The sequence below is a fragment of the Komagataeibacter sp. SM21 genome (assembly GCF_041402665.1).
Lineage (GTDB): Bacteria > Pseudomonadota > Alphaproteobacteria > Acetobacterales > Acetobacteraceae > Komagataeibacter > Komagataeibacter saccharivorans.
Genome location: NZ_JBGLOV010000006.1, coordinates 109613 through 136257 on the forward strand (window position 1 = coordinate 109613; position 26645 = coordinate 136257).

General features: G+C 63.7%; 22 protein-coding genes and 3 tRNA genes. 16 read left to right on the plus strand and 9 right to left on the minus strand.

What is annotated here, in order from left to right:
- Window positions 1-95: 95 nt before the first annotated feature.
- Window positions 96-1436 (minus strand): ammonium transporter, encoded by a 1341-nt coding sequence (locus ACBR42_RS08290; protein ID WP_371207733.1) that lies wholly within the window; start codon window positions 1434-1436, stop codon window positions 96-98.
- 26 nt (window positions 1437-1462) lie between these two features.
- Window positions 1463-1801 carry a P-II family nitrogen regulator gene (locus tag ACBR42_RS08295; RefSeq protein ID WP_102325407.1) on the minus strand — a complete coding sequence of 113 codons (339 nt, stop codon included), beginning with the start codon at window positions 1799-1801 and terminating at the stop codon, window positions 1463-1465.
- A gap of 221 nt (window positions 1802-2022) precedes the next feature.
- Between ACBR42_RS08295 and ACBR42_RS08300 the strand changes: the two genes are divergently transcribed.
- The gene (locus ACBR42_RS08300) at window positions 2023-3711 is read left to right on the plus strand and encodes an alginate export family protein (protein WP_371207710.1); all 1689 of its coding nucleotides are present in this window, start codon (window positions 2023-2025) and stop codon (window positions 3709-3711) included.
- Between the two features lie 103 nt (window positions 3712-3814).
- Window positions 3815-5089 (plus strand): chloride channel protein, encoded by a 1275-nt coding sequence (locus ACBR42_RS08305; RefSeq protein ID WP_110547296.1) that lies wholly within the window; start codon window positions 3815-3817, stop codon window positions 5087-5089.
- A 177-nt stretch (window positions 5090-5266) separates the two neighbouring features.
- Here ACBR42_RS08305 and ACBR42_RS08310 read toward each other — a convergent pair whose 3' ends face one another.
- Together ACBR42_RS08310 and ACBR42_RS08315 are read right to left on the minus strand one after the other, a co-directional pair.
- Window positions 5267-5440 (minus strand): hypothetical protein, encoded by a 174-nt coding sequence (locus ACBR42_RS08310; RefSeq protein ID WP_162900425.1) that lies wholly within the window; start codon window positions 5438-5440, stop codon window positions 5267-5269.
- Between the two features lie 109 nt (window positions 5441-5549).
- Window positions 5550-6404, minus strand: coding sequence for an aromatic ring-hydroxylating dioxygenase subunit alpha (locus tag ACBR42_RS08315; RefSeq protein WP_371207711.1), 855 nt, complete (start codon window positions 6402-6404; stop codon window positions 5550-5552).
- A gap of 177 nt (window positions 6405-6581) precedes the next feature.
- Here ACBR42_RS08315 and ACBR42_RS08320 point away from each other — a divergent pair, with 177 nt between their 5' ends.
- The 3 genes from ACBR42_RS08320 (at window position 6582) to ACBR42_RS08330 (ending at window position 8590) form a co-directional block, all read left to right on the plus strand.
- On the plus strand, window positions 6582-7238 hold the full coding sequence (locus tag ACBR42_RS08320) for a Rieske 2Fe-2S domain-containing protein (RefSeq protein ID WP_371207712.1): 657 nt from the start codon (window positions 6582-6584) through the stop codon (window positions 7236-7238).
- Entirely contained in the window at window positions 7235-7852 is a 618-nt protein-coding gene (locus ACBR42_RS08325) for a glutathione S-transferase family protein (protein ID WP_371207713.1), read from the plus strand. The genes ACBR42_RS08320 and ACBR42_RS08325 overlap by 4 nt, the downstream gene beginning before the upstream one ends.
- A gap of 135 nt (window positions 7853-7987) precedes the next feature.
- Window positions 7988-8590: a preprotein translocase subunit YajC gene (locus ACBR42_RS08330; RefSeq protein WP_102325413.1), complete on the plus strand. Its 603-nt coding sequence runs from the start codon at window positions 7988-7990 to the stop codon at window positions 8588-8590.
- Here ACBR42_RS08330 and ACBR42_RS08335 read toward each other — a convergent pair.
- On the minus strand, window positions 8571-10727 hold the full coding sequence (locus ACBR42_RS08335) for an FUSC family protein (protein WP_371207714.1): 2157 nt from the start codon (window positions 10725-10727) through the stop codon (window positions 8571-8573). The genes ACBR42_RS08330 and ACBR42_RS08335 overlap by 20 nt on opposite strands.
- Window positions 10728-10968: 241 nt before the next feature.
- Between ACBR42_RS08335 and ACBR42_RS08340 the strand changes: the two genes are divergently transcribed.
- The 6 genes from ACBR42_RS08340 to ACBR42_RS08365 all read left to right on the plus strand — a co-directional run bounded on the left by ACBR42_RS08340 (window position 10969) and on the right by ACBR42_RS08365 (window position 19330).
- Complete coding sequence (locus tag ACBR42_RS08340; protein WP_371207715.1) at window positions 10969-11472, plus strand: MarR family winged helix-turn-helix transcriptional regulator; 504 nt, start codon at window positions 10969-10971, stop codon at window positions 11470-11472.
- A gap of 149 nt (window positions 11473-11621) precedes the next feature.
- Window positions 11622-12608: an HlyD family secretion protein gene (locus ACBR42_RS08345; RefSeq protein ID WP_371207716.1), complete on the plus strand. Its 987-nt coding sequence runs from the start codon at window positions 11622-11624 to the stop codon at window positions 12606-12608.
- Window positions 12605-15385 (plus strand): ribosome-associated ATPase/putative transporter RbbA, encoded by a 2781-nt coding sequence (gene rbbA, locus ACBR42_RS08350; protein WP_371207717.1) that lies wholly within the window; start codon window positions 12605-12607, stop codon window positions 15383-15385. Before ACBR42_RS08345 ends, rbbA begins: the two co-directional genes overlap by 4 nt.
- Before the next feature lie 4 nt (window positions 15386-15389).
- Window positions 15390-16517: an ABC transporter permease gene (locus ACBR42_RS08355; protein WP_371207718.1), complete on the plus strand. Its 1128-nt coding sequence runs from the start codon at window positions 15390-15392 to the stop codon at window positions 16515-16517.
- A complete protein-coding gene (locus ACBR42_RS08360) occupies window positions 16517-17950 on the plus strand; it encodes a TolC family protein (protein ID WP_371207734.1) in 1434 nt (477 codons plus the stop codon). The genes ACBR42_RS08355 and ACBR42_RS08360 overlap by 1 nt, the downstream gene beginning before the upstream one ends.
- A 30-nt stretch (window positions 17951-17980) precedes the next feature.
- A complete protein-coding gene (locus ACBR42_RS08365; protein ID WP_371207720.1) occupies window positions 17981-19330 on the plus strand; it encodes a gluconate:H+ symporter in 1350 nt (449 codons plus the stop codon).
- Between the two features lie 220 nt (window positions 19331-19550).
- Here ACBR42_RS08365 and ACBR42_RS08370 read toward each other — a convergent pair.
- Window positions 19551-19625: transfer RNA gene (locus tag ACBR42_RS08370), tRNA-Thr, on the minus strand.
- Window positions 19626-19720: 95 nt separating this feature from the next.
- On the opposite strand from ACBR42_RS08370, the gene ACBR42_RS08375 reads away from it, so the two are divergent.
- Genes ACBR42_RS08375 through ACBR42_RS08385 form a run of 3 tightly spaced genes read left to right on the plus strand, consistent with a single transcriptional unit; the run spans window position 19721 to window position 23541 of the window.
- Complete coding sequence (locus tag ACBR42_RS08375; protein WP_102325421.1) at window positions 19721-21208, plus strand: paraquat-inducible protein A; 1488 nt, start codon at window positions 19721-19723, stop codon at window positions 21206-21208.
- Window positions 21205-22869: an intermembrane transport protein PqiB gene (locus tag ACBR42_RS08380; RefSeq protein WP_102325422.1), complete on the plus strand. Its 1665-nt coding sequence runs from the start codon at window positions 21205-21207 to the stop codon at window positions 22867-22869. Before ACBR42_RS08375 ends, ACBR42_RS08380 begins: the two co-directional genes overlap by 4 nt.
- Before the next feature lie 3 nt (window positions 22870-22872).
- Window positions 22873-23541: a membrane integrity-associated transporter subunit PqiC gene (locus ACBR42_RS08385; RefSeq protein ID WP_371207721.1), complete on the plus strand. Its 669-nt coding sequence runs from the start codon at window positions 22873-22875 to the stop codon at window positions 23539-23541.
- A gap of 103 nt (window positions 23542-23644) precedes the next feature.
- On the opposite strand, the gene nusG is transcribed toward ACBR42_RS08385, so the two are convergent.
- From nusG to ACBR42_RS08400, 3 genes are all read right to left on the minus strand, one after another.
- Window positions 23645-24175: a transcription termination/antitermination protein NusG gene (gene nusG, locus ACBR42_RS08390; RefSeq protein WP_102325424.1), complete on the minus strand. Its 531-nt coding sequence runs from the start codon at window positions 24173-24175 to the stop codon at window positions 23645-23647.
- Between the two features lie 8 nt (window positions 24176-24183).
- On the minus strand, window positions 24184-24378 hold the full coding sequence (secE, locus tag ACBR42_RS08395) for a preprotein translocase subunit SecE (protein WP_174234146.1): 195 nt from the start codon (window positions 24376-24378) through the stop codon (window positions 24184-24186).
- A gap of 134 nt (window positions 24379-24512) precedes the next feature.
- A tRNA-Trp gene (locus tag ACBR42_RS08400) sits at window positions 24513-24589 on the minus strand.
- Window positions 24590-24813: 224 nt separating this feature from the next.
- Between ACBR42_RS08400 and ACBR42_RS08405 the strand changes: the two genes are divergently transcribed.
- Together ACBR42_RS08405 and ACBR42_RS08410 are read left to right on the plus strand one after the other, a co-directional pair.
- Window positions 24814-24887: transfer RNA gene (locus ACBR42_RS08405), tRNA-Gly, on the plus strand.
- A gap of 94 nt (window positions 24888-24981) precedes the next feature.
- Window positions 24982-26412 carry an MFS transporter gene (locus ACBR42_RS08410; protein ID WP_371207722.1) on the plus strand — a complete coding sequence of 477 codons (1431 nt, stop codon included), beginning with the start codon at window positions 24982-24984 and terminating at the stop codon, window positions 26410-26412.
- Window positions 26413-26645: the final 233 nt, after the last annotated feature.

Consider the following 26645-nt stretch of genomic DNA (forward strand, 5'->3'; position numbering starts at 1 on the left):
CGTATTGCGCAGGGCCTGCGGCATAATGACGGACATAAAAAAAGGGCGGCCCATCGGGGCCGCCCTTTCCATTTAGGGTCAGGGGAAAGAAGGGATCAGGAGTTGATCCGCTCGCCATGCAGGGCCATGTCGAGACCTTCCATTTCCTCATCCGTGGAAACCCGCAGTCCAACCGTCAGGTCCACGACCTTGAGGATGATGAATGTCAGCACCGCGCACCATGCGATGGTGACACCCACGGATTCCGCCTGCGCGATGAACTGCGCGAACGAACCGCTGACGCCTTCCGGGCTGGCGTCGGTGGCGGAAAGCGGTCCGTAGGCGAACACGCCCGTCAGCAGCGCGCCGACAATCCCGCCAATGCCATGCACGCCAAACGCGTCAAGGCTGTCGTCATAGCCCATCATGTGCTTCAGGCCGGTTGCACCCCAGAAGCAGATCACACCCGCCGCAAGGCCGATGACCAGCGCACCGCCCGGCAGCACGAAGCCCGATGCCGGGGTAATGGCCACAAGGCCGCCCACGGCACCCGAAATGATGCCCAGAACCGTCGGCTTGCCGGTCTTCATCCATTCGGCGCACATCCAGGACACGCCCGCGGCGGCGCTGGCGATCTGGGTCGTGGCCATGGCCATGCCCGCGCGGCCATTCGCCCCGGCGGCGGAACCCGCATTGAAGCCGAACCAGCCAACCCACAGCAGCGATGCACCGATGATGGCATAGGTCAGGTTGTAGGGAGACAGGTCATCGACGCCATAGCCCTTGCGCCGTCCGATCACCAGTGCCGCCACCAGACCGGCGATACCGGCATTGATATGCACGACCGTGCCACCGGCGAAGTCAATGGCCCCGATCCGGCTTGCGACCCAGCCATCCGGCCCCCAGACCCAGTGGGCGACGGGCACGTAAACCAGCAGCGACCACAGCACGGTGAACAGGCACAGCGCACTGAATTTCATCCGTTCGGCAAACGCACCCGCGATCAGGGCAGGGGTGATGATCGCGAACGTCATCTGGAACGTCATGAACACGCTTTCGGGGATGGTCATGGTCGTTGCGGCCGATGTGCCCGCCGCCATGGTGAACGGTACATCCGCCCCCTTGGAAATACCGGCCCCCAGACCGTTCAGCATCACGCGCGACAGGCCGCCGATGAAGGCATTGCCGGAGGTGAAGGCCAGGCTGTAGCCCAGCACCATCCACACCACCGTCATGATGCAGCAGATCGCGAACGACTGCATGAGTGTGGCAAGGACGTTCTTCTTGCGGACCATGCCGGCATAGAACAGGCCCAGACCCGGAATGGTCATCATCAGCACAAGTGCGGTGCTGGTCAGCATCCATGCCGTGTCGCCGGTGTCGATCGCAGGGGCGGGCGCATCCGCCGCAAGGGCGGGCAGGCTGGTGGTCAGGGCGCCGATAACCGCTCCCGCCAGTGCGGCTTTCTTGCCAATCTTCGTGATCACAGTGCGTTTTCTCCGGTTTCCTGTGTTCTGATCCGTATTGCCTGTTCCAGATCCAGGACAAAAATCTTTCCATCGCCAATCTTGCCGGTGCAGGCAGCGCTCTGGATCACTTCGACCACCTTGTCGCACTGGCTGTCCGGCACCGCGATCTCAAGCTTGATCTTGGGCAGGAACTGGATGTTGTATTCAGCGCCGCGATAGATTTCGGTCTGGCCCTTCTGGCGGCCATATCCCTTCACTTCGGTTGCCGTCAGCGCGTCCACACCGATGGAGTGCAACCCCTCGCGTACCTCATCGAGCTTGAACGGCTTGATGATGGCAATTACGAATTTCATTGTGTTCCCTTCCTGCCTTGCCCCTGAAATTTTTTATTGTCTGTAATTCCGTACATGCAACTATATCTCGAAGCAATATGAAGTTGCTACAGTCTTTCAGGCAGGTCGTTCCTTTATCCATGTGTTGCCGTCCTGCACACCTTTTGGGGTGATCCGGGGTTGCGGCGGGGATAAATGCCGGTATTGGAAAGCATCCGTAACGAAAGGCTTCTTTTCAGCGTATGTCCGTACCTTCCGTCCTGCCCCGCAGGATGTTCGTCCCGTCCCACACCACAAGGGGATGCCTTGGCGCCCTGGCCTGCTGTGTGCCGGTTTCTTCCGCGCTGGCATCGGTCAGCATCACGGCCCGTCCCGCGTCCGAAACCATTCAGGTTCATGCAGCCGCCCCCGTGCCGCCCCCGGCCGAGTACCTGCCATCGCCCAGTCCGGTGGGTCAGCCCATCCGTCCCTCCGCCACGGCGTACCGCCATCCATCCGGCCACCGGTATGACTGGGGCGTGTTCAACCGTGACAACGCGGAGGATTCAGGCTTCGGCGCGGTGGGTCTGTACAGCGTCGCACGCTGGGCGGAGGACTGGAGCTTCCTGCGCAACGCAACGAAGCATGATGATCCGTTCGATGTGCTGAAATACGTCCCGATCACCGGGAATGGTCAGGTATGGGTCAGTTTTTCGGGCGAGACGCGGGTGCGCAACTGGTTCGAGAACCGTCCCCTTATGGGAAGCGCGCATGTAACGGATTCCGGGCGTTTTGCGGTGCGTAACCTGTATGGGGCGGATGTGCATGTGGGCACGCATGTGCGGCTGTATGGCGAACTGGTCAATGCCGATGCCGGGGGATGGGCGGCTTACGGATACGGCAGCACGTACCGCAAGCATCTGGATGCACAGCAGGCGTTTGTTGAAGTAAAGGGACAGGTGGCCGGGGCAAAGGCGGGATTCCTGTTCGGGCGGCAGGCTTTCCTGGATATGCCGTCCTATGTTCTGTACTACCGTATGTCTTCCAGCGTGCCGCTGGCGTGGAACGGGTTCAGGACATACGCGGTCTGGCCGCGTGTGCGCGTGGATGCGTGGGATTTCGTCGGCACCGACATCACGCCGCGCGGCATGTTTCATGATACGCAGGATTACGGCACGCGGCTGTACGGGGTGGCGACGACATGGGCGCCACCGGATTTCACCTTTGCCGGGCAGACGGGGTATTCGTTCCTCGACCTGTTCTATCTGGGCACCAAGGTGGATGGCGCGCTGTCCGCCGTGTCCACTCCCGCCTTTACGGTGCAGTCGGGTTCGGCCACGCGTAACAATTTCGGTGGCCGCTGGCATGGCATTGCAGGCCCGATCGAATTTTCCACCGGGGGGATATGGCAGGGGGGCAGTTTCCGGGCCACCGGGCCAAACAGCCCCGCGCGTCCCATCGATGCGTGGTCTGTCAACGCAACGGTGGGCTACCGCATCCCGCGTGACCGGTTCCACAGTTTCATCGCCATGCAGGCGGATGTGTTTTCAGGTGGTGACGCGCGGCGCAATACGATCGGCACCTACGTCCAGCCCTTCAACCCGCAACTGCCTTATGTCGATTCCTCGCTGACCGTATCCGAATCGAACATGATCGATATCGGGCCGGAACTGCGGATGACCTTCTACCGATCGCTCAGCGTGCAGGCGCGCTACCCGGTATACTGGCGGTATTCGACACAGGCGCCCGTGTCGCGACCGGGGTCGCAGTACGCGTTCCAGTATGCGGGGCGGTTTATCGGTTCTGCCCCGCAGGCGACGCTGACATGGACGATCGATCCCCATCTTTCATGGGCGCAGACACTGGCGCGGTTCATGACCTCATCCGCGCTGACGCGCGCGGGTGGCAGCAGCGGGACATATTACATGTCCAGCCTGTCATTGCGCTTCTGAAACCCATCTTGCGCCCCGGCCCTTATCCGGCATACCTGATGCAATCATGACAGCTTCCGCTTCTTCCCCGTCTGCTCCGGCTTCAACCTCGCCATGGCCCGCCATGATGGTGGCGGTCATCGGTACGGGTGTCCTGTCCGGGCTGGGGGGTATTGCGCTGTCCGTAATGCTGCACACGATCCAGCATCTGGCCTATGGCTACGGGCAGGTGGGTGGTCCGCACAACTTCGTACAGGGCGTGAGTGCAGCCCCGCCATGGCGGCGGTTTGCCGCGCTGTGCATGGCGGGCGTGGTGGCGGGTGTGGGCTGGTGGGCGCTTGGGCGTTTTGGCAGGCCACTGGTCAGCATCGCCGCAGCCGTTGGAAAGCAGCCCGGCAGCGGCAGGGTCATGCCGCCTTTGTCTACCGTGGTGCATGTCCTGCTGCAGATCGTGACGGTGGCGCTGGGTTCGCCACTGGGGCGGGAGGTTGCGCCGCGTGAACTGGGTGCCGTGCTGGCCACGGGCACGGGGCGGGTAATGGGCCTTACGGCCGAAGACCGGCGCATCATCATCGCCTGTGGCGCGGGGGCGGGGCTTTCGGCTGTCTATAACGTGCCGCTGGGTGGTGCGCTGTTCATACTGGAAGTGTTGCTGGCCAGTGTGGGGCAGCGCGCCGTGCTGTGCGCGGTTGCGACATCGGCCATCGGGGCGTTCGTGCCGTGGGCGGTGCTGGGCAACGTGCATCAGTATGCAATCGGTCCGATGGCGGTTACGGCCCCCGTGGTACTGTGGGCGCTGTGCGCGGGGCCGGTCATCGGGATTGGCGCGCAGGGGGTCAAGCGGCTGGCGGGTGTGGCGCAGAACCGGGCGGCGAAAGGTCTTTCGCGCATAGGGTGGTGTCTGTTGGTGTTTCCCGCCCTTGGGGTGCTGACCTGCTTCTACCCGCAACTGCCCGGTAACGGGCGCGGGCCGATGCAACTGGCGCTGTCGGCGCAGCTCGGGCCTGGCCTTGCGGGCAGCCTGCTGGTGCTGAAGATCATCGTCATCATGGGCGCGCTGCGCGCTGGTGCGGCGGGTGGCCTGCTGACACCCAGCCTGACCATGGGTGCCCTGCTGGCGAGCGTGCTGGCATCGGTATGGAACCTGTGGCTGCCGCCGGTGGAAGTCGGCACCGTGGCCCTGCTGGGAGGTATCGCCTTTCTGGGCACGTTCATGTCCATGCCGCTGACCGCCGTTGCACTGGGTATCGAGTTCACACAGGTCGGGCATGACATGTGGATACCCATTTTCCTGACATCGGCGGGGGCAATGCTGGCCTTCCGCTTCAGCGCGCGGGCAAGGCGCCCGGTGGTGCAGGCGCAGCCCGATGCCCCCGGCAGCGTATCGGCGCGGTCCTGACGGTTACCGGATACAAATAAGGCGGCATCGTTGCCGATGCCGCCTTACCCTGAGGACAGTCGCCGTTTTCGTAATCAACGAACCGTCGCCCTGAATAATTCCACACGCCGCGCGCCCCCACAATCCGGGGAGCGGTCACGTTTCAATGACCGGGCGGCCCTGCGGGACCTGGGCGCATTACGCGGCAAACGGGTCGAAATCACCGTCGTTTTCGCGTACGCTCCACCAGCCTTTGTTCCATTCGGCGTAAGCGGGCAGGGTTTCATCAAACGGGTTTTCGATCAGCGGCTCACCCTTTGTCGCTGCGGCCTTGCCCTGTTCAAAGGCATCCTGCGTGTTCTGTTCGGTCATGTCTGTTCTTCCTGACGTGCGCTGTCTGGCAATGCTGCAGATTTACACCAAGCACCCCGCACCGACAGCCCCACGGGGTGAACAGGCGTAATGCGCTATGTGCAGGTGTTCAGCTTATGGTGCCGTAGGCGACATTGCGGTCACGCAGCCAGCGGCGGTAGGCGACCGACATGCGATCGGCCATTGTCGGCACCTCCGCCCCGCCGGAAAGCGGCAGGCGACGTGGGCGCTGGTTTTCCAGGATGATGCGGTCCTGCAGGAATATGGTCTGCTGGAATTCAACCAGACTATCGAGCGCGGAGACATCATCGATCAGGAACATGACCGGATGCGCGCGGCTGCATTCCTGCGTCATGGGCTGGACGAACAGGGTGATGACATCAAAGCGTTCGGGCTGCGCGGGGCAGGTCTTGTACAGCAGGGTAATGAACGGTCCCGCCACGCGGTACAGGTATTCGGTCTCGATTCCGCCCGTGGCCGAAAGGGCTGCCTGCGGCTGGTAGAAATGGCAGTCCGTGGCCCAGACCTCGTTGCCGTTTTCGCGCATTTCAATGGTGTAGCGCGCAACTTCCGTATTCGGTTCAGCGCCGAGGATGTTGGTATGCACAAACGGGAAATGCGCCATGTCGAGGAAGTTTTCGACAATGCGCGGCGCGGAGGTGCGCACCGTGAACACCCCGCAATCCACCACCCTGCGGTCAGGCTCGTCCGCTTCCATAATGGCCGCGATATCGCCCTTTGGCGTGCCAAGGCAGGTCCACAGGCAGCCATAGCGCGCCTGCACCGGCAGCATGCGCTTTTCCGCCACGTCACAGGCAAACGGTTCGCCCCGGCTGTCATGGCCGAAGGTGATGTGCCGGTCCAGCAGCATGGTATCGGTCGGCATGGTGCGCAGTTGCGACAGCGGGCTGATCACATGCCATTCGCCCAGAACGGTTTCGGCGGCAGAAGGGATTGATGTCATGGCCCGGTTCCTGTTGGGGGTGGATGATCCATTGCGCGGGGCGCATTGCCGTAACGACGGTGTAATGTTAGCTGCACCAGTGATGGCACGCCATATGGTTGCGTGAAAAGATGGGACGGTCGCGCCTGAACGCGCATGTACTGGCCGGGCCGGATGTATAGGGGGAGCGGAAACTGCATGGAAAGATGGCATTCGGTCAGTGTCCTGTCCGACATACGCCCCGGCGAGGTCGCGGGCGTGCGGATCGACGGGCATGAAGTCGTGCTGTGGCGTGAGGATACCCCCGCCGCCAGCCTGCATGCGTGGGAGGATCGCTGCCCCCATCGCGGCATGCGGCTCAGTTTCGGCTTCGTGCGCGGGGATGCGATGGGGTGCCTGTACCATGGCTGGCAGTTCGGTGCCGCCGGGCGGTGCAGGCTGATCCCGGCCCATCCGCAGGTGCGGGTTCCGGCTTCGATCCATGTGCGGGCCTATGGCGTGCGCGAACAGGCCGGACTGGCATGGGTCAACATGGAAGGGACGGATGGCTTCCCCGTCCATGCCACGCACTGGCCCGATGATGTGCAGCCGGTGCGCAGCGTGCATGTACGCCGTGGCGCCACGCAGTTGCGGCAGGCGATCGGCCTTGAGGCGGTGGATGGCATGGCCTGGCGCGGCTCCGTCGGCCTTGCGGTGCATGAACCCGTCGCGGGGCAGGCCATGCTGCATGTCGTATGCGCGCGGAGCGGGGAACCGGCCCCGACCCCGGTTGCGCTGTCGCACTGGGCGTCGCGCCTGCGCGATGCGGTGGAAAGCGGAAATCCGACCGCGACGATCATGGGAGAACTGGCATGAGCGCGGACAGGGTGCTGTATGACTGGACGCCGGATGTGCGCAGCTACGCCGTGCGTCTGGGTCTGTCGCTTATGGGTGTGGAATGCCGCATGCAGGCGGTGGATATGGACCTGCCCGCCCCGCACCATGCGGATGGCCTGCTGGCGGGGGAATGCCCGCCCGTGCTGGAATGCGCTGGCGTCAGGCTGACCCGGCCCGGCACGATCCTGCATTACATTGCCCGCCAGCCCGATGTGGCGCGGGCATGGCTTGATCCCGCGCATGAATGGGCCATTCTGGACTGGCTGGATTTTGGTGTCAGTGCGCTCGATACGCTGGCATCCGCCCGTGGCGCGGCGCTGGCCACCGCCATGCCGGTCCCGCCCGCGACCGGGGCGCTGGATGCCGTGCTGCGCCGGATGGAAGACCACATGGCCGTGCGTGAGATGGACGGACATGACTGGTTCGCGGCCCCTGCGGCCAGTATTGCCGATGTGATGCTGTTTGTCGTGTTCGCGCTGTCCGCCGATGTGGGGGTGGAGCGCGATACATGCCCGGCATTGCGGCGCTGGGCGCGCGGCCTGCGTGCCTTGCCGGGCTTTGCGGTCATGCCCGGCGTGCCGGATTACGCCTGACGCATGAGTGCCCCGCACGGTAACGGCTGGATATCTGTGCGTTGCCCTGCGTTACGGAATAGGGGAAGCTGGACCGGGTGTAACCCCGGTCACAGGGATTCGCATTCATTGATAATAAGGGAAGAAACCTGAAGTATGAATAAAAAGCTGTTTGCATCCCGTCGGGTTGCCGTGGCGCTGGCGACGGCTGTTGTGGGTGGGGCCGCCGGTCTGTCCGGTGTGGCCATGCCGGCCATGGCGCAGGCGCCGGTTATCGTGGGCAACCAGCTTGCGACCGCGACGGTCGAAAGTGTGGATCATGACGCCGGGATGATCCTGCTGCGGGACAAGGCGGGCAATCTGGACACCGTGCGCGTGGACCCCGATCTGCGTGCCAAGCTGCCGGTGCTGCATGCGGGCGACAAGATCGGCCTGCGTATCGTCCGCACCATTGACGCGTCCATCGCCGCCCCCGGTACGCCGGTGCCGGAATCGACCGAAAATGCAGCGGGCACCCGCACCGGCCAGCATCCGCATGGCATGATGATTTCCTTCAAGCGGGAACGTGTGAAGGTGACGGGCGTGGATACGGCCCGCAACCAGGTCACCTTTGTCGATCCCGATGAAATCACCCGCGTCGTGCTGGTGCGCCAGAAGCCGATGCAGGAATTCCTCAAGACCCTGAAGGTCGGCGATGAAGTCGATACAACCGTGATGGATGCGGTGTCGTTCTCGGTTCTCAGCCGGCTTCCGGCCTGACGGCGGCAAGGGGAGGGCGATGGGCCGCAGGGTAGTCCTCTCCCCATTGCAGCGGGCCGCGCTGGTCCAGAAAGCCCGGAATGTCATGGATGATCCGGGCGGCCTGTTCCAGACAGGCCATGGCTTCGACCTGTGCTGCGGGACGCTGCGTTATCGCATCGGGCGGACAGAGCACCCCGGCGGCCCGCCGCAGCGCGTTCGCGGTCAGCAGCGGGTTGTGCGCCAGTTCGGAAAAGGCGTCGAGCGCGTCGTAAATCGCACCACGCTGGGCGGGGGTGACATCGGGGCTTGTGGCGATCATGCGCACACGCTCGATCAGCCGCCCCAGCGACAGGGTGGCCAGTGCCGCGTCGATATACTGGTGCATGGCCGCGGGCCTTGCGAAGAAGGACAGGCGCATCGCAAGACGCAGTACCTTCTGTAGCTGAAGATTTTCCCATACCAGCCACTCTTTTCCCTGCCTGCGCCCTGACAGCGCCAGCCTGCGCAGGCTGCGCGTCAGGGAACTGACAAGGCGGGCCGCGTCCAGCCGGTGGTTGGGCGGCAGGATCACACGGAACGACAGCACCAGCATGCCACAGCCCAGAAGCAGCGCCAGCCAGCCGTTCATCAGGCTTATGTCGTTGTAATAGTGGATCGGGTTGTTGATCTGCAGCATGATGGTCGAGAACACGCAGTAGCCGAACGCCCCGATCCCCACCTTGGGATGGAACTGCAGCCACACGCCGGGCAGCAGCATGATGCACAGCGTAAGCCAGAGCAGCGGATAGCCATCAATCTGCGGCAGCAGGTAGATATGGCATAACAGTCCCGCCGGTACTCCCAGCGCAGTGCCCGACGCCATAAGTCCCGCCGCGCGGGAAGCCGATGGCAGGGTGGACAGCAGGCTGGCCGCCGCCACGACATACAGCATCATGGTCGGCCCCGCCGTCCAGTGCAGCACGTACCAGATCAGCGCCGTCAGCATGGTCGTCGTTGCGCCCCGCGCGCCGTTACGCAGTGCGGTCGGCCATTCCAGATAGGGTTGCAGCCGCAGGCGTCGCCCGGCGCTGCCCCGGCGGGAAAGGTCCTGCAGCGCGGTTTCGATCTGGCCCAGCAGATCCTGAATATCGTCAAGGAACAGCAGCGACTGGGGCGAATGGCTGTCACGGGCCTGCGCGATCATGATGGCGCGCGTCTGGCTTATGCGTGCGCATCCCAGGGTCCAGATGGATTCCAGCGGGCTGTCGGCGGTAAGGTCCATGAGATATTGCAGCATGGATACGATTTCGCCATGCACCGCGCGGTCTTCCGCCGTATTGGACGCCGTGACGGTGTGTGGATGGTAGGACGCCACAATGCCGGACAGGCGGGCAAGCCCCGCGCGGATTTCGCGCTGGCGCACGCTTATGTCGTAATTGTCGGTCGCTGCGTATTCCACCGCGTCCGACAGCCGCCCGATGCGCGCCAGCATGGCGGCGCGGCTGTCATGGAAGGTGGCGGGCAGCGTGCGGAAAGTACTTGCGGGCGGGGCATCGGGGTTCTGCGCGGGGACCGTGCTGTAACCCTGATGGAAGGACAGGATGTAGCTGACCGTATCGCGGAACAGGTCATGGATCTGGACAAAAAGCGTGTCCGACCGGCGCGGCGATGTCACCATGAATACTGCCGCCGTGGTCACGATCCCCACCACCACCGCCGACAGGCGCGACATGGCGCTGAGGAAGATGCCGTCAGGGTCGTCAAACGCCGGGGCGGAAATGATGACGATGGTATAGCCCGTCAGCACGGCGGCGTAGGCGCGGAACAGCCGCAGGAAGGTCGCGGCCATGCAGGCCAGTCCCACCGTGACCGACAGCCCCATGAAATACAGCGTGGGTGACTGCACGAATACCGCCATGAGCCCCACGCTGATGGAGGCCCCGATAATGGTGCCGATCACACGCCATACGCTTTTGGATACCAGCGCGCCCACCGTGGGATTGGCCACGATCATGACGGTCGTGACCGAACTCATGGGGGACTGGAGCTGGAAGGTGAAGGCCAGGAACAGCGCAATACCGACAGACAGGAGCGCACGCGCACTGTAGGCCGCCGTGGTGCGCATGGCGGCCCATCGGACGTCGTTCGAAAAACTGCGCATGAGGGTGGACAGCATCTGGGTGCAGGCTCCGGGCTGCGGCATGTGGGCATGGTGATAGAGCATGCCACGGGAAGATAAAGCGGTATGGCGGTCAATATCTATTGTATGACAATTAGTGCCATGTCAATTATAACGATAATATCCATATTATCCCCTCCGGGCAGCCATCACATAAATGGACCATGATCCGCCCCGGCGGGCATGCTATCGGGCGCGGAAGGACTTCCGCAGGGTCGATCATCAGCAGGAGACGCGCATGGCCGAACGTTCACCACTGCCCGATATCGAGGGTACAGGTTTTCAGGACATGCGTATGACGTTCCTGACCATGCGGCTGGCCAATACATGGCGGCTGCTGCTGGACCGCGCCCTGCGGACGGAGGGGATGAGCATGGCGATGATGCGCCCGCTCGCCTATCTCATGATGCTGCCCGCGGGGGTAAGCCAGCGCACGCTGGCGCATGCGATGAATACCGACAGTTCGGCGCTGGTGCGCGTGCTGGACCTGCTTGAAAACGAGGGGCTGGTCGAACGCCATCCCGATCAGGATGACCGGCGGGCCAAGAATCTGGTCCTGACCCGGCGGGGCCGGCAGAAATGCGCCGTCCTGCATCAGATCTGTGCTGCGATGGAAACCCGCGTGCTGGAAGGCGTCACGCCGGAGCGGTCGCAGGCGATGATGGATGTGCTTGCGCTTGTCCTGCGCCGGGCCGAGGATGTGATGCAGCATGACGGGGCCTGCAACGACAGCACGCCCTAGCCGCATATCCCTTTCGGTGGGCAGGGCTGGTTTGCCGTGAAATGGGGCGTGTGGGTCAGCGTCCTGGTTTATAGGGCAAATTAAAGATACGATGCGGTATCGTTTCATGTTAGGGGTGCCGGATCGCATGCGAAGGAAAGGCTGTTGGGATGAAGTGGCGTGATGGGGCGATCGGTGCGGGACTGGCCGTACTGGTCGCGGCTGGCGGGGCCGGGTGGTACGTGGTCCAGCACCGCGGCGAACTGCCACCGGGGCTTGCGCGCGCCAACGGGCGGCTGGAGCTGGCCCGCATTGATGTGGCGGTAAAATATCCCGGCCGCATCACCGAACTGGATTTTAACGAAGGCGATACCGTCACCGCCGGGCAGGTTCTTGCGCGTGAGGATGACGCCAGCGCCCGCGCCCGCCTTGACGCTGCCCGCGCCCACCTGAACGCGGCCCTGGCCGATGTGGCCCGTGCGGGCGCGGAACGTGATGCGCGGCAGGCGGCGCGCCATCTGGCGCAGATGGATCTGGACCATGCGCGCATCATGTTCCGCCAGCATCTGGTGTCGGACATGGAACTGTCCCAGCGTCAGACGGGTCTGGACACCGCAACCGCCGCTGCCGATGCGGCCAGTGGGGCGGTGGATGCGGCGCAGGCCATGGTGGAAGCCGCCCGCGCGCAGGTGGCGGAAGCGGCGGTGGCGGTGGATGACATGACCATTCATGCACCCGTGGCCGGACGGATCGAATACCGTATCGTGGAAAAGGGCGCGGTCCTGCCCGGTGGGGGGCGGGTGGCCTCGCTGCTGGACCCCACGGATATGTACCTGACCATATTCTGCCCATCGCGGGAGGCGGGACGGCTGCATGTGGGCGATGAGGCGCGCATTGCCCTTGACGCCCTGCATGGGCAGGTGATCCCCGCCACCATTTCCTTCGTCTCGCCAGAGGCGCAGTTCACCCCCAAATATGTCGAGACCGCGACCGAGCGTGACAAGCTCGTCTACCGTATCAAGCTGCGCGTCGCCCCCGCCGTGGCGCAGCGGTATGGCACCATGCTCAAGGCGGGCATGACGGGTGATGGCTACGTCCGCACCGATTCCGCAATGCACTGGCCCGCGGGCCTTGATGTGGCTGACGCGGCGCAATGAGCGTGGAAGGCGCGCAGGACCCGACAGGCATCGCCATTACCGGCGTGACCCACCGCTATGGTCCGGTCCGCGCGCTGGATGATGTGACGCTTGACCTGCCCGGCGGCACGACCATCGGCCTTGTGGGGCCGGATGGCGTAGGCAAGTCCACCCTTCTGGGGCTGATTGCGGGTGTGCGGCGTCTCCAGTCCGGCAGGCTTGCGGTGCTGGGGGCGGACATGGCCGCGCGGCGCGCGCGTGAAGCCTTCCTGCCACGGGTCGCTTTCATGCCGCAGGGGCTGGGGCGCAATCTGTATCCGACCCTGTCAGTGTGGGAAAACATCGACTTTTTCGCCCGCCTGTTCGGCATGGACGCGCAGGCGCGCGATGCGCGTATCCAGCGCCTGCTGGACGCTACCGGCCTTGCCCCGTTCCCCGATCGCGCGGCGGGGCATCTGTCGGGTGGCATGAAACAGAAGGTCAGCCTGTGCTGCGCGCTGGTGCATGACCCGGACCTGCTGATCCTCGATGAACCGACAACCGGCGTTGACCCCCTCTCACGCCAGCAGTTCTGGACGCTGGTTGACCAGTTGCGCGCGGAACGCCCGTCCATGACGGTCATCGTCTCCACGGCGTATATGGAGGAAGCGGAGCGGTTTTCATGGCTGGTGGCGATGGATGAAGGCCGCGTCCTGATCAGTGACCGCACCCCCAACGTGCTGGCGAGCACCGGCACCGGATCGGTGGAGGCGGCGTATATCTCCCTCCTGCCCGAAGGCAAGCGCCAGCAGGCAAGCGGCTTTGTCATTCCGTCCTATGTCGATCCCGGCGGTCCCCCCGCGATCGAGGCCGAACACCTGACCCGCCGCTTTGGCAGTTTTACGGCGGTGAGCGATGTCAGCTTTACCATCAGCCGGGGCGAGATTTTCGGCTTCCTCGGCTCCAACGGGTGCGGCAAGTCCACCACCATGAAGATGCTGACCGGACTGCTGGATGTCACCAGCGGCACGGCGGAACTGTTCGGCGAACAGATCACGGCGGGCGACATGAAAACCCGCATGCGCATTGGGTACATGTCGCAGGCGTTCTCGCTTTATGAAGAACTGACCGTGCGCCAGAACCTCATGCTTCAGGCGCGGCTGTACCGCATTCCACCGGCACAGGCAGTAAGCCGGGTCGAGGAATCGCTTGATTCGTTCGAATTGCGTGGCTGTGCCGATGTCAGCCCCGCATCCCTGCCGCTGGGTATCCGCCAGCGCCTGCAGCTTGCCGCCGCGTGCATCAACAATCCCGAAATCCTGATTCTGGATGAACCGACATCCGGCGTGGACCCCGCTGCGCGTGACATGTTCTGGCGGCACCTGATCCGCCTGTCACGGCAGGATCACGTGACCATTTTCGTATCCACCCATTTCATGAACGAAGCGGCGCGATGCGACCGGATATCGCTCATGCATCGTGGCCATGTCCTTGCGGTGGGCACGCCTGCCGAACTGGTGAAAAAACGCAGTGCGCCGGATCTTGAAACCGCCTTCATCGCCTATCTGCAGGATGCGGAGGCGGTAACGGACGCGAAGGAAACCGCCACGGCGGCGGCCAGACCGGCTCCATCCGCGCGTGCGCGATGGTGGCATGCGGCAGTACGGAAATGGAGCGCGCTGGCAGGGCAGTGGGGTGGCGCGTGGCTGCCGCGTGCCTGGGCCTTCGCACGGCGTGAGGCAGTGGAACTGCTGCGCGACCGTCTGCGCCTCATGTTCGCGCTGGTGGGGCCGCTGATCCTGCTGGTGGTTGCCGCGTCAAGCATCTCCTTCGATGTGGAAGGGGTGGGCTTTACCGTCAGCGACCATGACCGCACCACGATCAGTCATGAACTGATCGACAGTTTCCGTGGCTCCCCCTATTTCCATGAACTGCCGCCCGTCGCCGATGCCGATACGCTGGACCGCACCATCCGTAACGGCCATGCGCAGATGGCGCTGGATATTCCCGCCGGTTTCGCCCGTGACCTGGAAGCGGGGCGCAGGCCTGAAATCGGGGTGATCATTGACGGCGCGGTGCCGTTCCTCGCCGCCAATGTGCGTGCGTATGCGACCGGTGTGCTGATGGGTTACGCGGGTACGCTGGGGCGGGAAATGCCCGGCACGGCGGGCCTGCCGATTACGGTGGAGCCGCGCTTTTCCTACAATCAGGAATTCCGCAGCATCTATGCCATGACGCCGGGCGTGATCATGCTGGCCCTGATCCTGATTCCCACCATGCTGACCGCCCTTGGCGTGGTGCGCGAGAAGGAAGTGGGGTCCATCGTCAACCTGTATGCCTCCCCCGCGTCGGTGGGGCAGTATCTTATGGGCAAGCAGGCGCCTTATGCGGCGCTTGCGACCATAAGCTATGTCATGCTGGTCATCGTGGCGGTTGTGGTGATGGGGGTGCCGCTCAAGGGGTCGCTGCTGGCGCTGACGGTGGGCGGTGTACTGTTCGTGCTATCCGCCACGGGGCTGGGACTGCTGATTTCCACCTTTGTCAGTTCACAGGTGGCGGCCATTTTCGGCACGTCCATCATCTGCCTGATCCCCTCGGTCAATTTTTCCGGCCTGCTGTACCCGGCTTCGACGCTTACGGGCATAAGCCGGATGGTGGGGCTGGGTTTTCCGGCGGCGTGGTACCAGTTGATCAGCCTTGGCTGTTTTACCAAGGGGCTGGGGACCGGCAGTTTCGGGACCATGTACCTGGCCCTGGGCGGGTTCGCGGCTATCTATATGGTGGCTGCCCGCCTGCTGCTGAAAAAGCAGGAAGCCTGAGCCGATGATGCGCTGGCTGGTCAATGTCGGTCTGTTATGCGTCAAGGAACTGCGCAGTCTGGTCCATGACCGCGTGCTGCTGGGGCTGATCGTGTTCGCCTTCAGCGCTGGCGTGCTGCTGGTGGCCAATGGCGTGAAGGTTGAAGTCTCCAACGCCACGGTCGCCTTTATTGATGAAGACCAGTCCACCCTGTCACGCAGCATGCGCGACAGGGTCCTGCCGCCCTATTTCAAGCCGCCGGTCATGGTGGACCGCGCCGGGGCGCTGCGGGGCATGGATGAAGGCGACTACATATTCGTGGTCGATATTCCCCCACGGTTCGAAGCCGACGTGCTGGCCGGTCGCACGCCCGCCGTGCAGATCCGGGTGGATGCGACCGCCATGACGCAGGCGGGGCTGGGCACGGCGTATCTGAACGAGATCCTGCTCAACGCGGTGGCGGACATGCTGCATGCGCCATCCGTGGCCGATCAGGCGCCTTTCACGGCGCAGAGCCGCATCCGCTTCAATCCCAACAGTGAATCGAAGTGGTTCACCTCTGTCATGCAGATCGTGACCAACATCACCATCCTGTCCATCGTACTGGTGGGGGCCGCCGTGATCCGCGAGCGTGAACACGGCACGCTGGAACACCTGCTGGTGATGCCGGTCACGGCCAGCGAGATCGCGGTCGCCAAGATCGTAACCAACGGTCTGGTCATTTTCGTCGGCGCCATGCTGTCACTGTGGCTGGTGGTGCATGTGTGGCTGGGGGTGCCGCTTGCGGGTTCGATCCTGCTGTTTGCGGTGTGTTCGCTCCTGTACCTGTTTTCGGCCACGGCGCTGGGCATCATGCTGGCGACGGTCGCCCCCACCATGCCGCAGTTCGGGCTGCTGGTGGTGCCGGTCTATGCGGTGGCTTACCTGCTGTCGGGGGCGGCGACGCCGGTGGAAAGCATGCCCGCCGCCATGCAGGTGGTGGTGCGCTTCCTGCCCACGACGCAGTTCGTCAACCTGTCGCAGGCCATCCTGTACCGGGGGGCCGGGCTGGGCGCGATCATGCTGCCGCTGCTGACCGTCAGTATTACGGGTATCGTTTTTCTTGTATTCGCGCTTGCGCGCTTCAGATCCATGTTGGCAAGGCAGGAATGATGGGGAACAGATTGGCGCGGCTGGCCCGTATGGGGGGCATCGCGATGGCGGTCGGACTGGTGGCGGGATGTTCCCCGTTTCACACGCACGCGCCCGCATCGCGTGTAACGGTACCGGCACGGTTCACGCAGGCACCGGCAACGGCGCAGCCCGCGACGGACCTGACGCGCTGGTGGGAGGCATGGCGTGATCCGGGCCTGACGCAGGCGGTCGAGACGGCGCTTGCCGCCAGCCCGGACATCCGCATGGCGCGTGATCGCGTGCGTGAAGCCCGGGCGCTGCACACGGTAGCCCGGTCCGCGCTGTATCCCACCGTGGGGGCGACGGGTGACATGCTGGGTGGTGGCATGTACTGGCGCAATCCCGATAACCTGCCCGCCAATGATCCGGGTACGGACGGGCATCTGGCCGGTATCGGCGCATCGTGGGAACCGGACCTGTTCGGCGGCCGTCATGCCGATGTAAAAGCCGCCCGGGCGGGGATGCTGGCGCAGGAGGAATATTTCCACGGCGTGCAGATGGTCATCGCCGCCGATGCCGCGAATGACTACCTGCAGATTCAGGGCCTGCAACGCCAGATCGCCCTGACCGATCAGGCTCTCGCCACGCTGGGGCAGTTGCGGGCTTACGGTCAGGCCCGCTTTACGGCGGGACAGGCCACGACGGCGGATGTGACCGCCATTGACCGCAGGCTGTCGGACCTGCGCGCGCGCCGTCCCATGCTGGTGGCACAGCTTGACCTTGTGCGCAGGCGGCTGGCTGTCCTGTCGGGACAGGCGCCGGAAGGGCTGCCCGAACTGCCGCCCCCGCCCGCGTTTTTCGTGCCTGCCCCGCCTGCGGGCCAGATGCCTGATACCGTGCTGGAGCGCAGGCCGGACATCCGTGCGCGCCGCGATCAGGTGGATGCCGCGCTGAACCGGCTGAAAAGTGCGAAAACGGATCTGCTGCCCCGCTTCGGGCTTGAGTTTTTTGGCGGTGACGGGCGGCTGCGTTTTGATGGTATCCCCGGCATTTCCGGCACGGGTGGCCTGATCGCGCTGACGTCCTACCTGCCCATTTTCACCGCCAACCGCATACAGGCGCGCATCCATGCCGCCGATGCCCGGCTGGATGCCGCCGTGGCCGGGTATGACCAGACCATCCTGCGTGCCCTGGCGGAGGTGGAGGACGGGTATGAAAACCGTCTGGCGCTGGATGGCCGCGATGTGGAACTGACCCGCGCCATGCGGCAGGCGGGGCAGGTTGCGCAGGAAATGGCCGGACTGTATGCCGGTGGGCAGCGCACGCTGGGCGATGTGCTTCAGGCGCGCGTGCAGGCGCTGGATGCGCAGGGCAGCGTGCTGGCCAATCAGGACGCCCGCACGGCGGCGACCATACAGCTTGCCCGCGCCCTTGGGGGGGGCTGGCAGCAGGCGACACCCGCCGCGCATTAGGGGTAGCCGCAGGAAAAGGGAAAAGCAGCGATGTCGGTCGGAATGGCCCTGTTACTGGCTGTTGTGGCCATATGTGTCGTTGTTTTCCTGATCGAGCGGGTCAAGCTCAACCCTTTCCTGTCCCTGTTCATCGCGTCCGTCCTGCTGGGTTTTGCCGCGGGCATGCCCGCGGCAAAGGTCGTGACATCGTTCGAGAGCGGGGCAGGGGAAGTGCTTGGCCAGATTGCTTCCGTCATCGCGCTGGGCACCATGCTGGGCAAGATGCTGGAAGTTTCGGGTGGCGCGGACCGTATTGCCATGACCGTGGTGTCACTGGCCGGGGCAAGGCGGCTGGACTGGGCCATGATGCTGATCGGGCTGCTGGTCGGGCTTTCGGTCTTCTTTACCGTCGGCTTCGTCATTCTGGTGCCGCTGGCCTTTTCCATCGCGCGGCAGACAAAAATGCCCGTCCTGCATGTCGCCCTGCCGGTTACGGCGGCGCTATCGGTAGTGCAGGGCTACATGCCACCCCATCCCGGCACCATGTTTGCCGTTGCGGCCTATCATGCCGATGTGGGCCGCCTGATCTGGCTGGGCATGGTGGTCAGCGTGCCGGTGGCGATCATCGCGGGGCCGCTTTACACCCGTTTCATCGTGCCCCGCCTGCCTGCCGATGCGGGATCGGCGGTTGCGGGACAGCATGAGCGCGATGTGCCGCGCGACCCGGCCGCGCTGCCGGGTTTCGGGATCACGCTGTTTACCATCCTTGCCCCCATGGTGCTGATGCTGGCGGGATCGGCCGTGCGGTTCATGGGGCCGATGGCGGATGGCTGGGGCAGTGCGCTGCGTTTCGTGGGGGATGCCAATGTGGGGCTGGCGGTGGCGGCGCTCCTGTCCTTCTGGACGCTGGGGCTGCGGCGCGGGCTGTCGAAGGAAAAGATACTCGCCTGTTCCAATGAATGTCTTGGCCCGCTGGCCAGCCTGCTGCTGATGATCGGCGCGGGCGGCGGTTTTGGCGCGGAACTGATGGATAGCGGCATTTCGGATGCGATCGCGCGCGCGGCGGTGGACATGCATGTTCCCCTGCTGCTGCTGTCATGGGGGCTGGCTGCGGGCATGCGGGTGGCTGTGGGGTCCGCCACCGTGGCCATGAGCACCACTGCCGGGATCGTCGCGCCGATCATGGTGCATGCCCATGGTGTCTCGCCTGAACTGCTGGTGCTGGCCACGGGGGCGGGCGCGGTCATGTTCGGCCCGATGAACGATTCCGGCTTCTGGCAGGTGCGCGATACGCTGGGCCTGAGTGTGACGCAGACCGTATGGACGTGGTCGGTTATCGAAACCCTGATCGGGGTCGCGGGACTGGGGATGTGCCTGATTCTGGCATGGTGCGGGCTGTAGGCGGAACCGGGCCGGGCGCCCCGCTTAATCCTTCATCAACGCAAGGCAGGGTATGGTGTGCCCGTTCGACCGGGATGCCTACGGAGTGGAAAGGCTCATATCCACAGGTGCGTGCATGGCGGAGAAAGAAAGGGGGAGTTTCAGCGTCACGCAGACATGACAGCACAAGGCGCCTGCCAGAGCGGGCAGTAGCGTGGATCAGTCATTCCAGGAAAGTAGGTGGTGCCGACACTCGGAATTGAACCGAGGGCCTACTGATTACGAATCAGTTGCTCTACCCCTGAGCTATGTCGGCAAACCTGTGGCGTCTGATAAACGATGGTCTGGCATGATGCAATATCTCAAATGCGGCATTCCCCATTTTAATTTGATCTATATGCTAGAGATGGCATGAGCATGTCATCCTCCTCCCCGCAGTTGCGCTGCGATGATGCCGGGTTGAATCCCGTCCGCCATGTGCGGATTATCGGCGGCCTGTCGGAATGTCCCGGCTGCGGGCTGTACCAGCGCATACCCGACCTGGAACCGGGGCAGCAGGCGTCATGCGTGCGCTGCGGGCAGAAACTGGCGCGCAGGCGGCGCACGGCCCCGCTGGCCGCCCCGCTGGCGTTCTGTATCAGTTCGGCCGCCTTCTATTTCGCAGCACTCGCCTCCTCGCTCATGACGCTGGATGTTTACGGCAGGCAGCGCACGGTCGACCTGCTGACCGGTCCGATGGAACTCATGCACGAAGGCTGGGGGGAAGCGGGCATCCTTGTCGGCGCGGTGACCATACTGGCCCCGGCTGTGGCCATCGGCTTCATGTTCGCCATCCTGTATGCCGGGTCGCGCGCGCAGTTGCCGGACTGGGGGCCACGCATCCTTGTCTGGTATGACAAGCTGCGCCCCTGGTCGATGGTGGAGGTGTATATCCTTGGCATCTTCGTCGCCTATACCAAGCTGACGGACATGGCGCATGTCGATGTGGGGCCTGCGGTGTACCTGATCGGCGCGCTGATGCTGACCATGGCGGCCACGGATTCGACGCTGGATACGGAAATGATCTGGCGGCACCGCCGGATCGATTCCCTTACCCGCGCCGAAGGCGACCGGATGGTGGCGGTCGATTATACCCATATTGATGACATTCCCATGCCACCGGTGGACCATCTGGTGGCCTGTAGCGCCTGCGGGCTGGTGGGCGAGCTTGCGCACCCGGTGTCCAACCTGTCCTGTGTGGGGATCTGTCCACGCTGCGAACACAGGGTCTGGCGCCGCCTGCCGCAGACGCTGACACGCACCACCGCCTTCCTGATCGCGGCCATCGTGTTCTACATTCCTGCCAACCTGTACCCGGTCATGACTTTCATGCGCATGGGCGGCGGTGGCGGGCACACCATCATCGAAGGGGCGATCGAACTGTGGGTGGACGGCATGATCCCGCTTTCGCTGCTGGTGTTCTTCGCCTCCATCACCGTACCCATGCTCAAGATCCTCAGTCTGGGGTGGATGATCGGGCAGACATGGCGGGGTGCGCGGGGTCATCTGGTCGCCCGCACGCGGCTGTTCCGTCTGGTCGACATGGTGGGCCGGTGGTCCATGATCGACGTGTTCATGATTTCCATTCTGGTCGCCGTCGTGCGTTTCAACGCGATGGCCAGCGTCACGGCCAATGCCGGGATGGTGGCGTTCGCCGCCGTTGTGGTGCTGACCCTGCTGGCGGCCTGGAGTTTCGACCCACGCATCATGTGGGATGCGGCAGGGCGCAACGGTCCCGTAACCGATGGCCTGCCGCCTGCCGTGCTGCGCGCGCGAAAAATGCGTGACGGCACTGCTGCTACATCTTCCCTTTCCCCGGTCGGCCCCGCGCCGGTCAGCATGGAGCCAGATCAGGCGTGAACGACGATTTCCTTTCAAATGACCAGCAGGCCTCCCCGCCACAGGCCCGGACGCGGCGGTACCGTTTCTCGGTTGTCTGGCTGGTGCCGATCGTCGCTATCCTGATCGCGGGCTATCTGGGCTGGCGCGGGCTTACGGGCCGCGGGCCGCTGGTGGTCATAACCTTCGATACGGCGGACGGCCTGACCAGTGGCCAGACCGAGGTGAAGAACAAGGCGGTTCCGCTGGGTACGGTTGATTCCATCCGGCTTAGCGACGACCTGCATCATGTGGAAGTCCGCGTGCGCATGACCTCGGCCGCGGGGCGCATGCTGACGGATCACGCCCGGTTCTGGGTGGTGCGTCCGCGCATCAACGGCGCCAGCATCACCGGGCTGGAGACCGTCATGTCCGGTGCCTATATCGCCATGGATGCGGGCGAGCCGGGCGGACGGTACACGACGCATTTCACCGGACTTGAAGCGCCGCCGGGGGTACGTTCGGACCAGCCGGGACATACCTATACGCTGACTACCCAGTCGCTTGGTTCACTGGGGCAGGGTGCGCCGATCTTCTTCCGTGATGTGGTGGTGGGTGAAGTGCTGGGTTACACCATGCCACCCGAAGGACGCGGGCCGATCCGGGTGCAGATTTTCATCCGCGCCCCGTATGACCATTACCTGCGCACCAATACGCGGTTCTGGAACGTATCGGGCGTGCAGGTGGGGCTTGGTCCGGGTGGGCTGAAGGTCAAGCTCCAGTCGCTTCAGGCGCTGCTGTCCGGTGGTGTTGCCTTTGACCCGCCTGATGCGCGCAACGAAAAGAATACCCTGCCTGTCAATCCGGGGGCCGACCCGGTCTTCCAGCTTTATGACAGTGCGGAAGAAGCCAACAGCGCCGGGTATCGCGAACGCATCCCGCTTGTAACCTATCTGACCAGTTCCGTATCCGGCCTGACCAAGGGCGGACGACTGACCATGTTCGGTATCCAGGTGGGCATGATCGATGATGTCCGGCTGCAGGTCGATCCCGCCACGGGCCGGGCGCATGTGCGGGTGGCCATGGAACTCCAGCCCGAACGCGTGCTGGATAATCAGGAAGTGCCGCCCGAAGCCATGACCGGATTGCTGCGCATGCAGGTCGCGGCGGGGCTGCGGGCCACGGTGCAGAGCACCAGCATGCTGACCGGTGAATCCGAAATCGCGCTGACCTTCGTGAAGAATGCGTCACCGGAACAGATTTCGATGGAAGACAACGCCATTGTCCTGCCCGGACAGGCGGGCGGCATGGCCGGTATCATGGATTCGCTGTCGGTCATAAGCGACAAGATCGCCGCGATGCCGCTGACGCAGGTTGGTGAAAACCTGAACAACCTGCTGGCCCATGCCGATGCACGCATCAACAGCCCCGATACGAAACAGGCGCTGACGGCGCTGCGTGGTTCGCTTCAGAACCTTCAGGCCATATCGCATGACGCGCGCGCCCACATGCCGCAACTGCTCAATGGCATGGACAGCACGCTGAAGAACGCGAATGCGGTTCTGTCCAGCTATGGCGGCGATACCGATTTTCATCGCAACCTGCAGCAGATGATGCTGCAGCTTAACGAGGCCGCGCGCTCGCTGCGCTTCCTGTCCGACTTCCTGACCCGCCATCCCTCGGCACTGATTACGGGACGATAAGACATGCAACGCCCCATCCGGCATTTCATACATTCCGCGCGGCATCATATGGCGGTGGGGGTCACCACCGCCGGTCTGCTGGCGCTGGGCGGTTGCGGGTCGTCCGATCCGACGCTGTATTCCCTTGCCCCCGTCGCCACCACGCAGCCGGTCATGGCTGTTGCAACGGTGCCCGATGTGATCGAGGTTCGCACCCCCGGCATTCCGCCGTCACTGGACCGGCAGAATATCGTGGGGGTGCAGGATGATTATTCCCTCTCCACCTTGCCGGCTGCGGCATGGAGCGAACCGCTGGCGCTCATGGTGGGCCATGTGCTGGCAGCCGACCTGCAGCAGCGCCTGCCCGGACGGACCGTGTTTGCCCAGAACGATGCGACAAGCGTTCCCGCGCAGGCATTTGTGGAAGTCGAGATCAGTCGGTTTGCAAGGGATTCGGCGGGGCTGGTCCATCTGACCGGCAGCCTGTCCGTGCATCGGGCGGGCGATGCGGCGCAGGTCCTGTCCGTGCCGCTGGCCCTGACGGCCTCGCCCACGGGGGCTGGCACGCGCGCCATGGTCGCAGCACTGAGCCAGTTGACGGGGCAGGTGGCGGATATGGCGACGGAGCGGTTGCAGGCCCTTCCGCCCGCACCATCCACGGATCCCCGCCCGCAGCCGCATCGTTCCCGATAAGGCGCGTCGTTGTTGGGCCGGGGCAGGATGCGCCGGTCCACCGGCAGGCAGGCAATAAAAAAGGCACCCGAAGGTGCCTTTAATCAATTGGGTATGGGAAGGATCAGACCTTCTCGACCTGATTGTATTCCAGATCGACCGGCGTGGAGCGACCGAAGATGGAGACGCTGACCTTCAGGCGGCCACGTTCCTCATCGACTTCCTCGATCGTGCCGTTAAAGGACGTGAACGGCCCGTCGGCCACGCGGATCTGCTCGCCCACTTCGAAGGTGACGGAGGGACGGACCCGTTCCACACCTTCCTGCGCCTGCTTCATGATCCGTTCGGCTTCCACCTTGGGGATGGGGGAAGGACGGGTCTTGCTGCCCAGAAATCCGGTGACCTTGGGCGTATCCTTGACAAGGTGCCATGCCTCGTCGGTCAGTTCCATGTTGACCAGAACATAACCGGGGAAGAACTTGCGCTCCGCATTGACCTTCTGGCCACGGCGCACTTCCGTCACTTCTTCCGACGGGACAAGGATTTCACCAAAATGGTCAGCCAGCCCTTTCTGGGCCGCCTGTTCCGTAATGTGCTGGGCTATCTTTTTCTCGAAGCCCGAATAGACGTGGATGACATACCACCGCTTGGCCATGGCTGAACTCAGCCTCCCAGTCCGAAGAGTTTCCGTACGCCAAGGCCGATCACCTCGTCGACGAGGAAGAAGAATACCGACGCAAGACCGGCCATGGCCAGCACCGCACCCGTTGTCATGAGGGTGGCGCGCCGCGTTGGCCAGGTAATCTTTCTGGCTTCGGCACGGACGTCTTCAACAAATTTCGCGGGACCGACCGACACGAAATACCCTTCCTGCAACGCCACGGCGCACCAACCGGAAATTTCCAGCCGATGCGGGGCCTTAGAACCGGTGCGGACCATTGTGGCCCGACCCATCGGGTGCCAGGCCGGAAGGGGAATGCCCGACCGGAGAATGGCAGGGGTGGAGGGTCTCGAACCCGCAACCTCCGGTTTTGGAGACCGGCGCTCTAGCCAATTGAGCTACACCCCTGCAAAGCCGCCTGCGAATGCCCGAAACATGTGGTGCGGCTTGCGTCGCGCCGTTTCGGGTCGTCCATGCGAACCCGGCACAGGAAGCGGAAAAAAGTATGACTCGCGTCCAAAGTCAAGGGGGCATGAAGGAAAAAGAGAAGTTTTATGTGTTTGCGTCCCGCCAGTGGTTTATGGGCTTGCAAGGCAGGCGGCTGAAACGGTATAGGTCGGGCAACCTTATGAGCGGGCGTAGCATAGTGGTAATGCAGTAGCCTTCCAAGCTTCTGAGGAGGGTTCGATTCCCTTCGCCCGCTCCATATCGCCCTGTATGAAAAACTCTTCCAGTTATGGCTGGAATTTGGACGGTACCCGCCTTGTCGGGCAGTCCGGCACGGTCAGGGGCGATCCTTTATGGTAAAAACCACTTCTTCCGCCGTCCATCCGCGTGTGGTGCTGGGTACCTGCTGCCTCAGCCTGCTGCTGGTCATGATGGATGTAACGGTCGTCAATGTCGTCCTTCCTTCCATCCGCGCGCAGTTGCATGGCAGTTTTTCCACCCTGCAATGGGTGGTGGACGCCTATACCCTCATGGTCGCCAGCCTCATGCTGCTGGTGGGATCGCTTGCGGACCGCTTCGGGCGGCGGCGGATGTTCCTGCTGGGGATAGGTCTGTTCTGTACCGGCTCCGCGCTGTGCGGTCTGGCGCGCAGTGTGGAAATGCTGGTCATGGCGCGTGCAGTGCAGGGAATCGGCGGGTCGATGCTCAATCCCGTGGCCCTGTCGATTCTGACCAATGTCTATGTCGAGCCTCGTGCCCGGGCGCAGGCCATCGGGATATGGGGGGCGACTTCCGGCGTGGCGCTGGCGCTGGGTCCGGTTGTGGGCGGCATCTTGGTACACTGGGTTGGCTGGCAGGCGGTCTTCTGGGTCAATGTGCCGATCGGGCTGATCGCGATCGGGCTGACGCTGCGCTTCATACCCGAATCCTCCGGCAGCAGGGGGCGCAGCATCGACGCGCCGGGTCAGCTTCTGGCGATCGTGGCGCTGGCCATGGTGACGTCGGGGTTGATCGAAGCGCATAATTACGGCTGGTCATCGCCTACCATTTCCGGATTCCTCGGGTTCGGGCTGCTGTCCATCGCGGGCTTCCTGATCGTGGAGCAGCGTGCGACCTCGCCCCTGATCGACCTGCGGTTCTTCCGTGCATGGCCGTTTTCCGGCGCGATCGTGACCGCCGTGCTGGCCTTTGCCATTTTCAGCGCCTTCCTGTTCCTCAATACGCTCTATCTTCAGGATGTGCGGGGCCTGCCCGCGCTTCAGGCCGGTCTGTGTACCCTGCCATTCGCTTTTGGCAGCATGCTGTGCGCCCCGGTTTCGGGGCGGCTGACGGGGCGCTATGGCGCGCGCCTGCCGCTGCTGCTTTCGGCTGTTGGATCCGGGTCGAGCGCGGTGCTGCTGACCGGGCTGGATGCGCTCACGCCGCTGCCTCTGCTGCTTGTATCCTATGGGCTGTGTGGATGCGGCTTTGGTCTGTGCAACGCGCCCATTACCAATTCCGCCATTGCCGGGATGCCCCGGACGCAGGCTGGAGTGGCCGCGGCCATCGCTTCCGCCAGTCGGCAGGTCGGCGCGCTGCTGGGGATTGCGCTGGGAGGCGCGCTGACGGCGACGAGCATCCATTCCGGCGCGGTGCAGTGGGCCAGTTTCCCGCAGGCGACCCATGCGGTGTGGTGGAGCATGATCGTGGCCGCGCTGGCGATTGGCCTGCTGGGGTTTGTGTCCACCGGAGTCCGTGCCCGGCGCAGCGCGCAGGCGGTTGCCGCACTGCTCGATTCAAACTGACGCATTATCACTATGCATAATTTGCATAACTTGAGCACCATCATTCCGATGCGCTGATTTCTGTTTGTGCGCCATAAAAAACGGGGCTTTGCCTGTTTCCGAAATGCCGTGGCGCATGTATGATCCCGCCAGCCTTCAGCCGGTGGTTGTGGATGTGCATCAAAACGGGCGGTTCCGCGGCATTGGACGATGCTGTTGTATTGCCTGCTCTGTTGCGTGTGCATGCGCTGCGT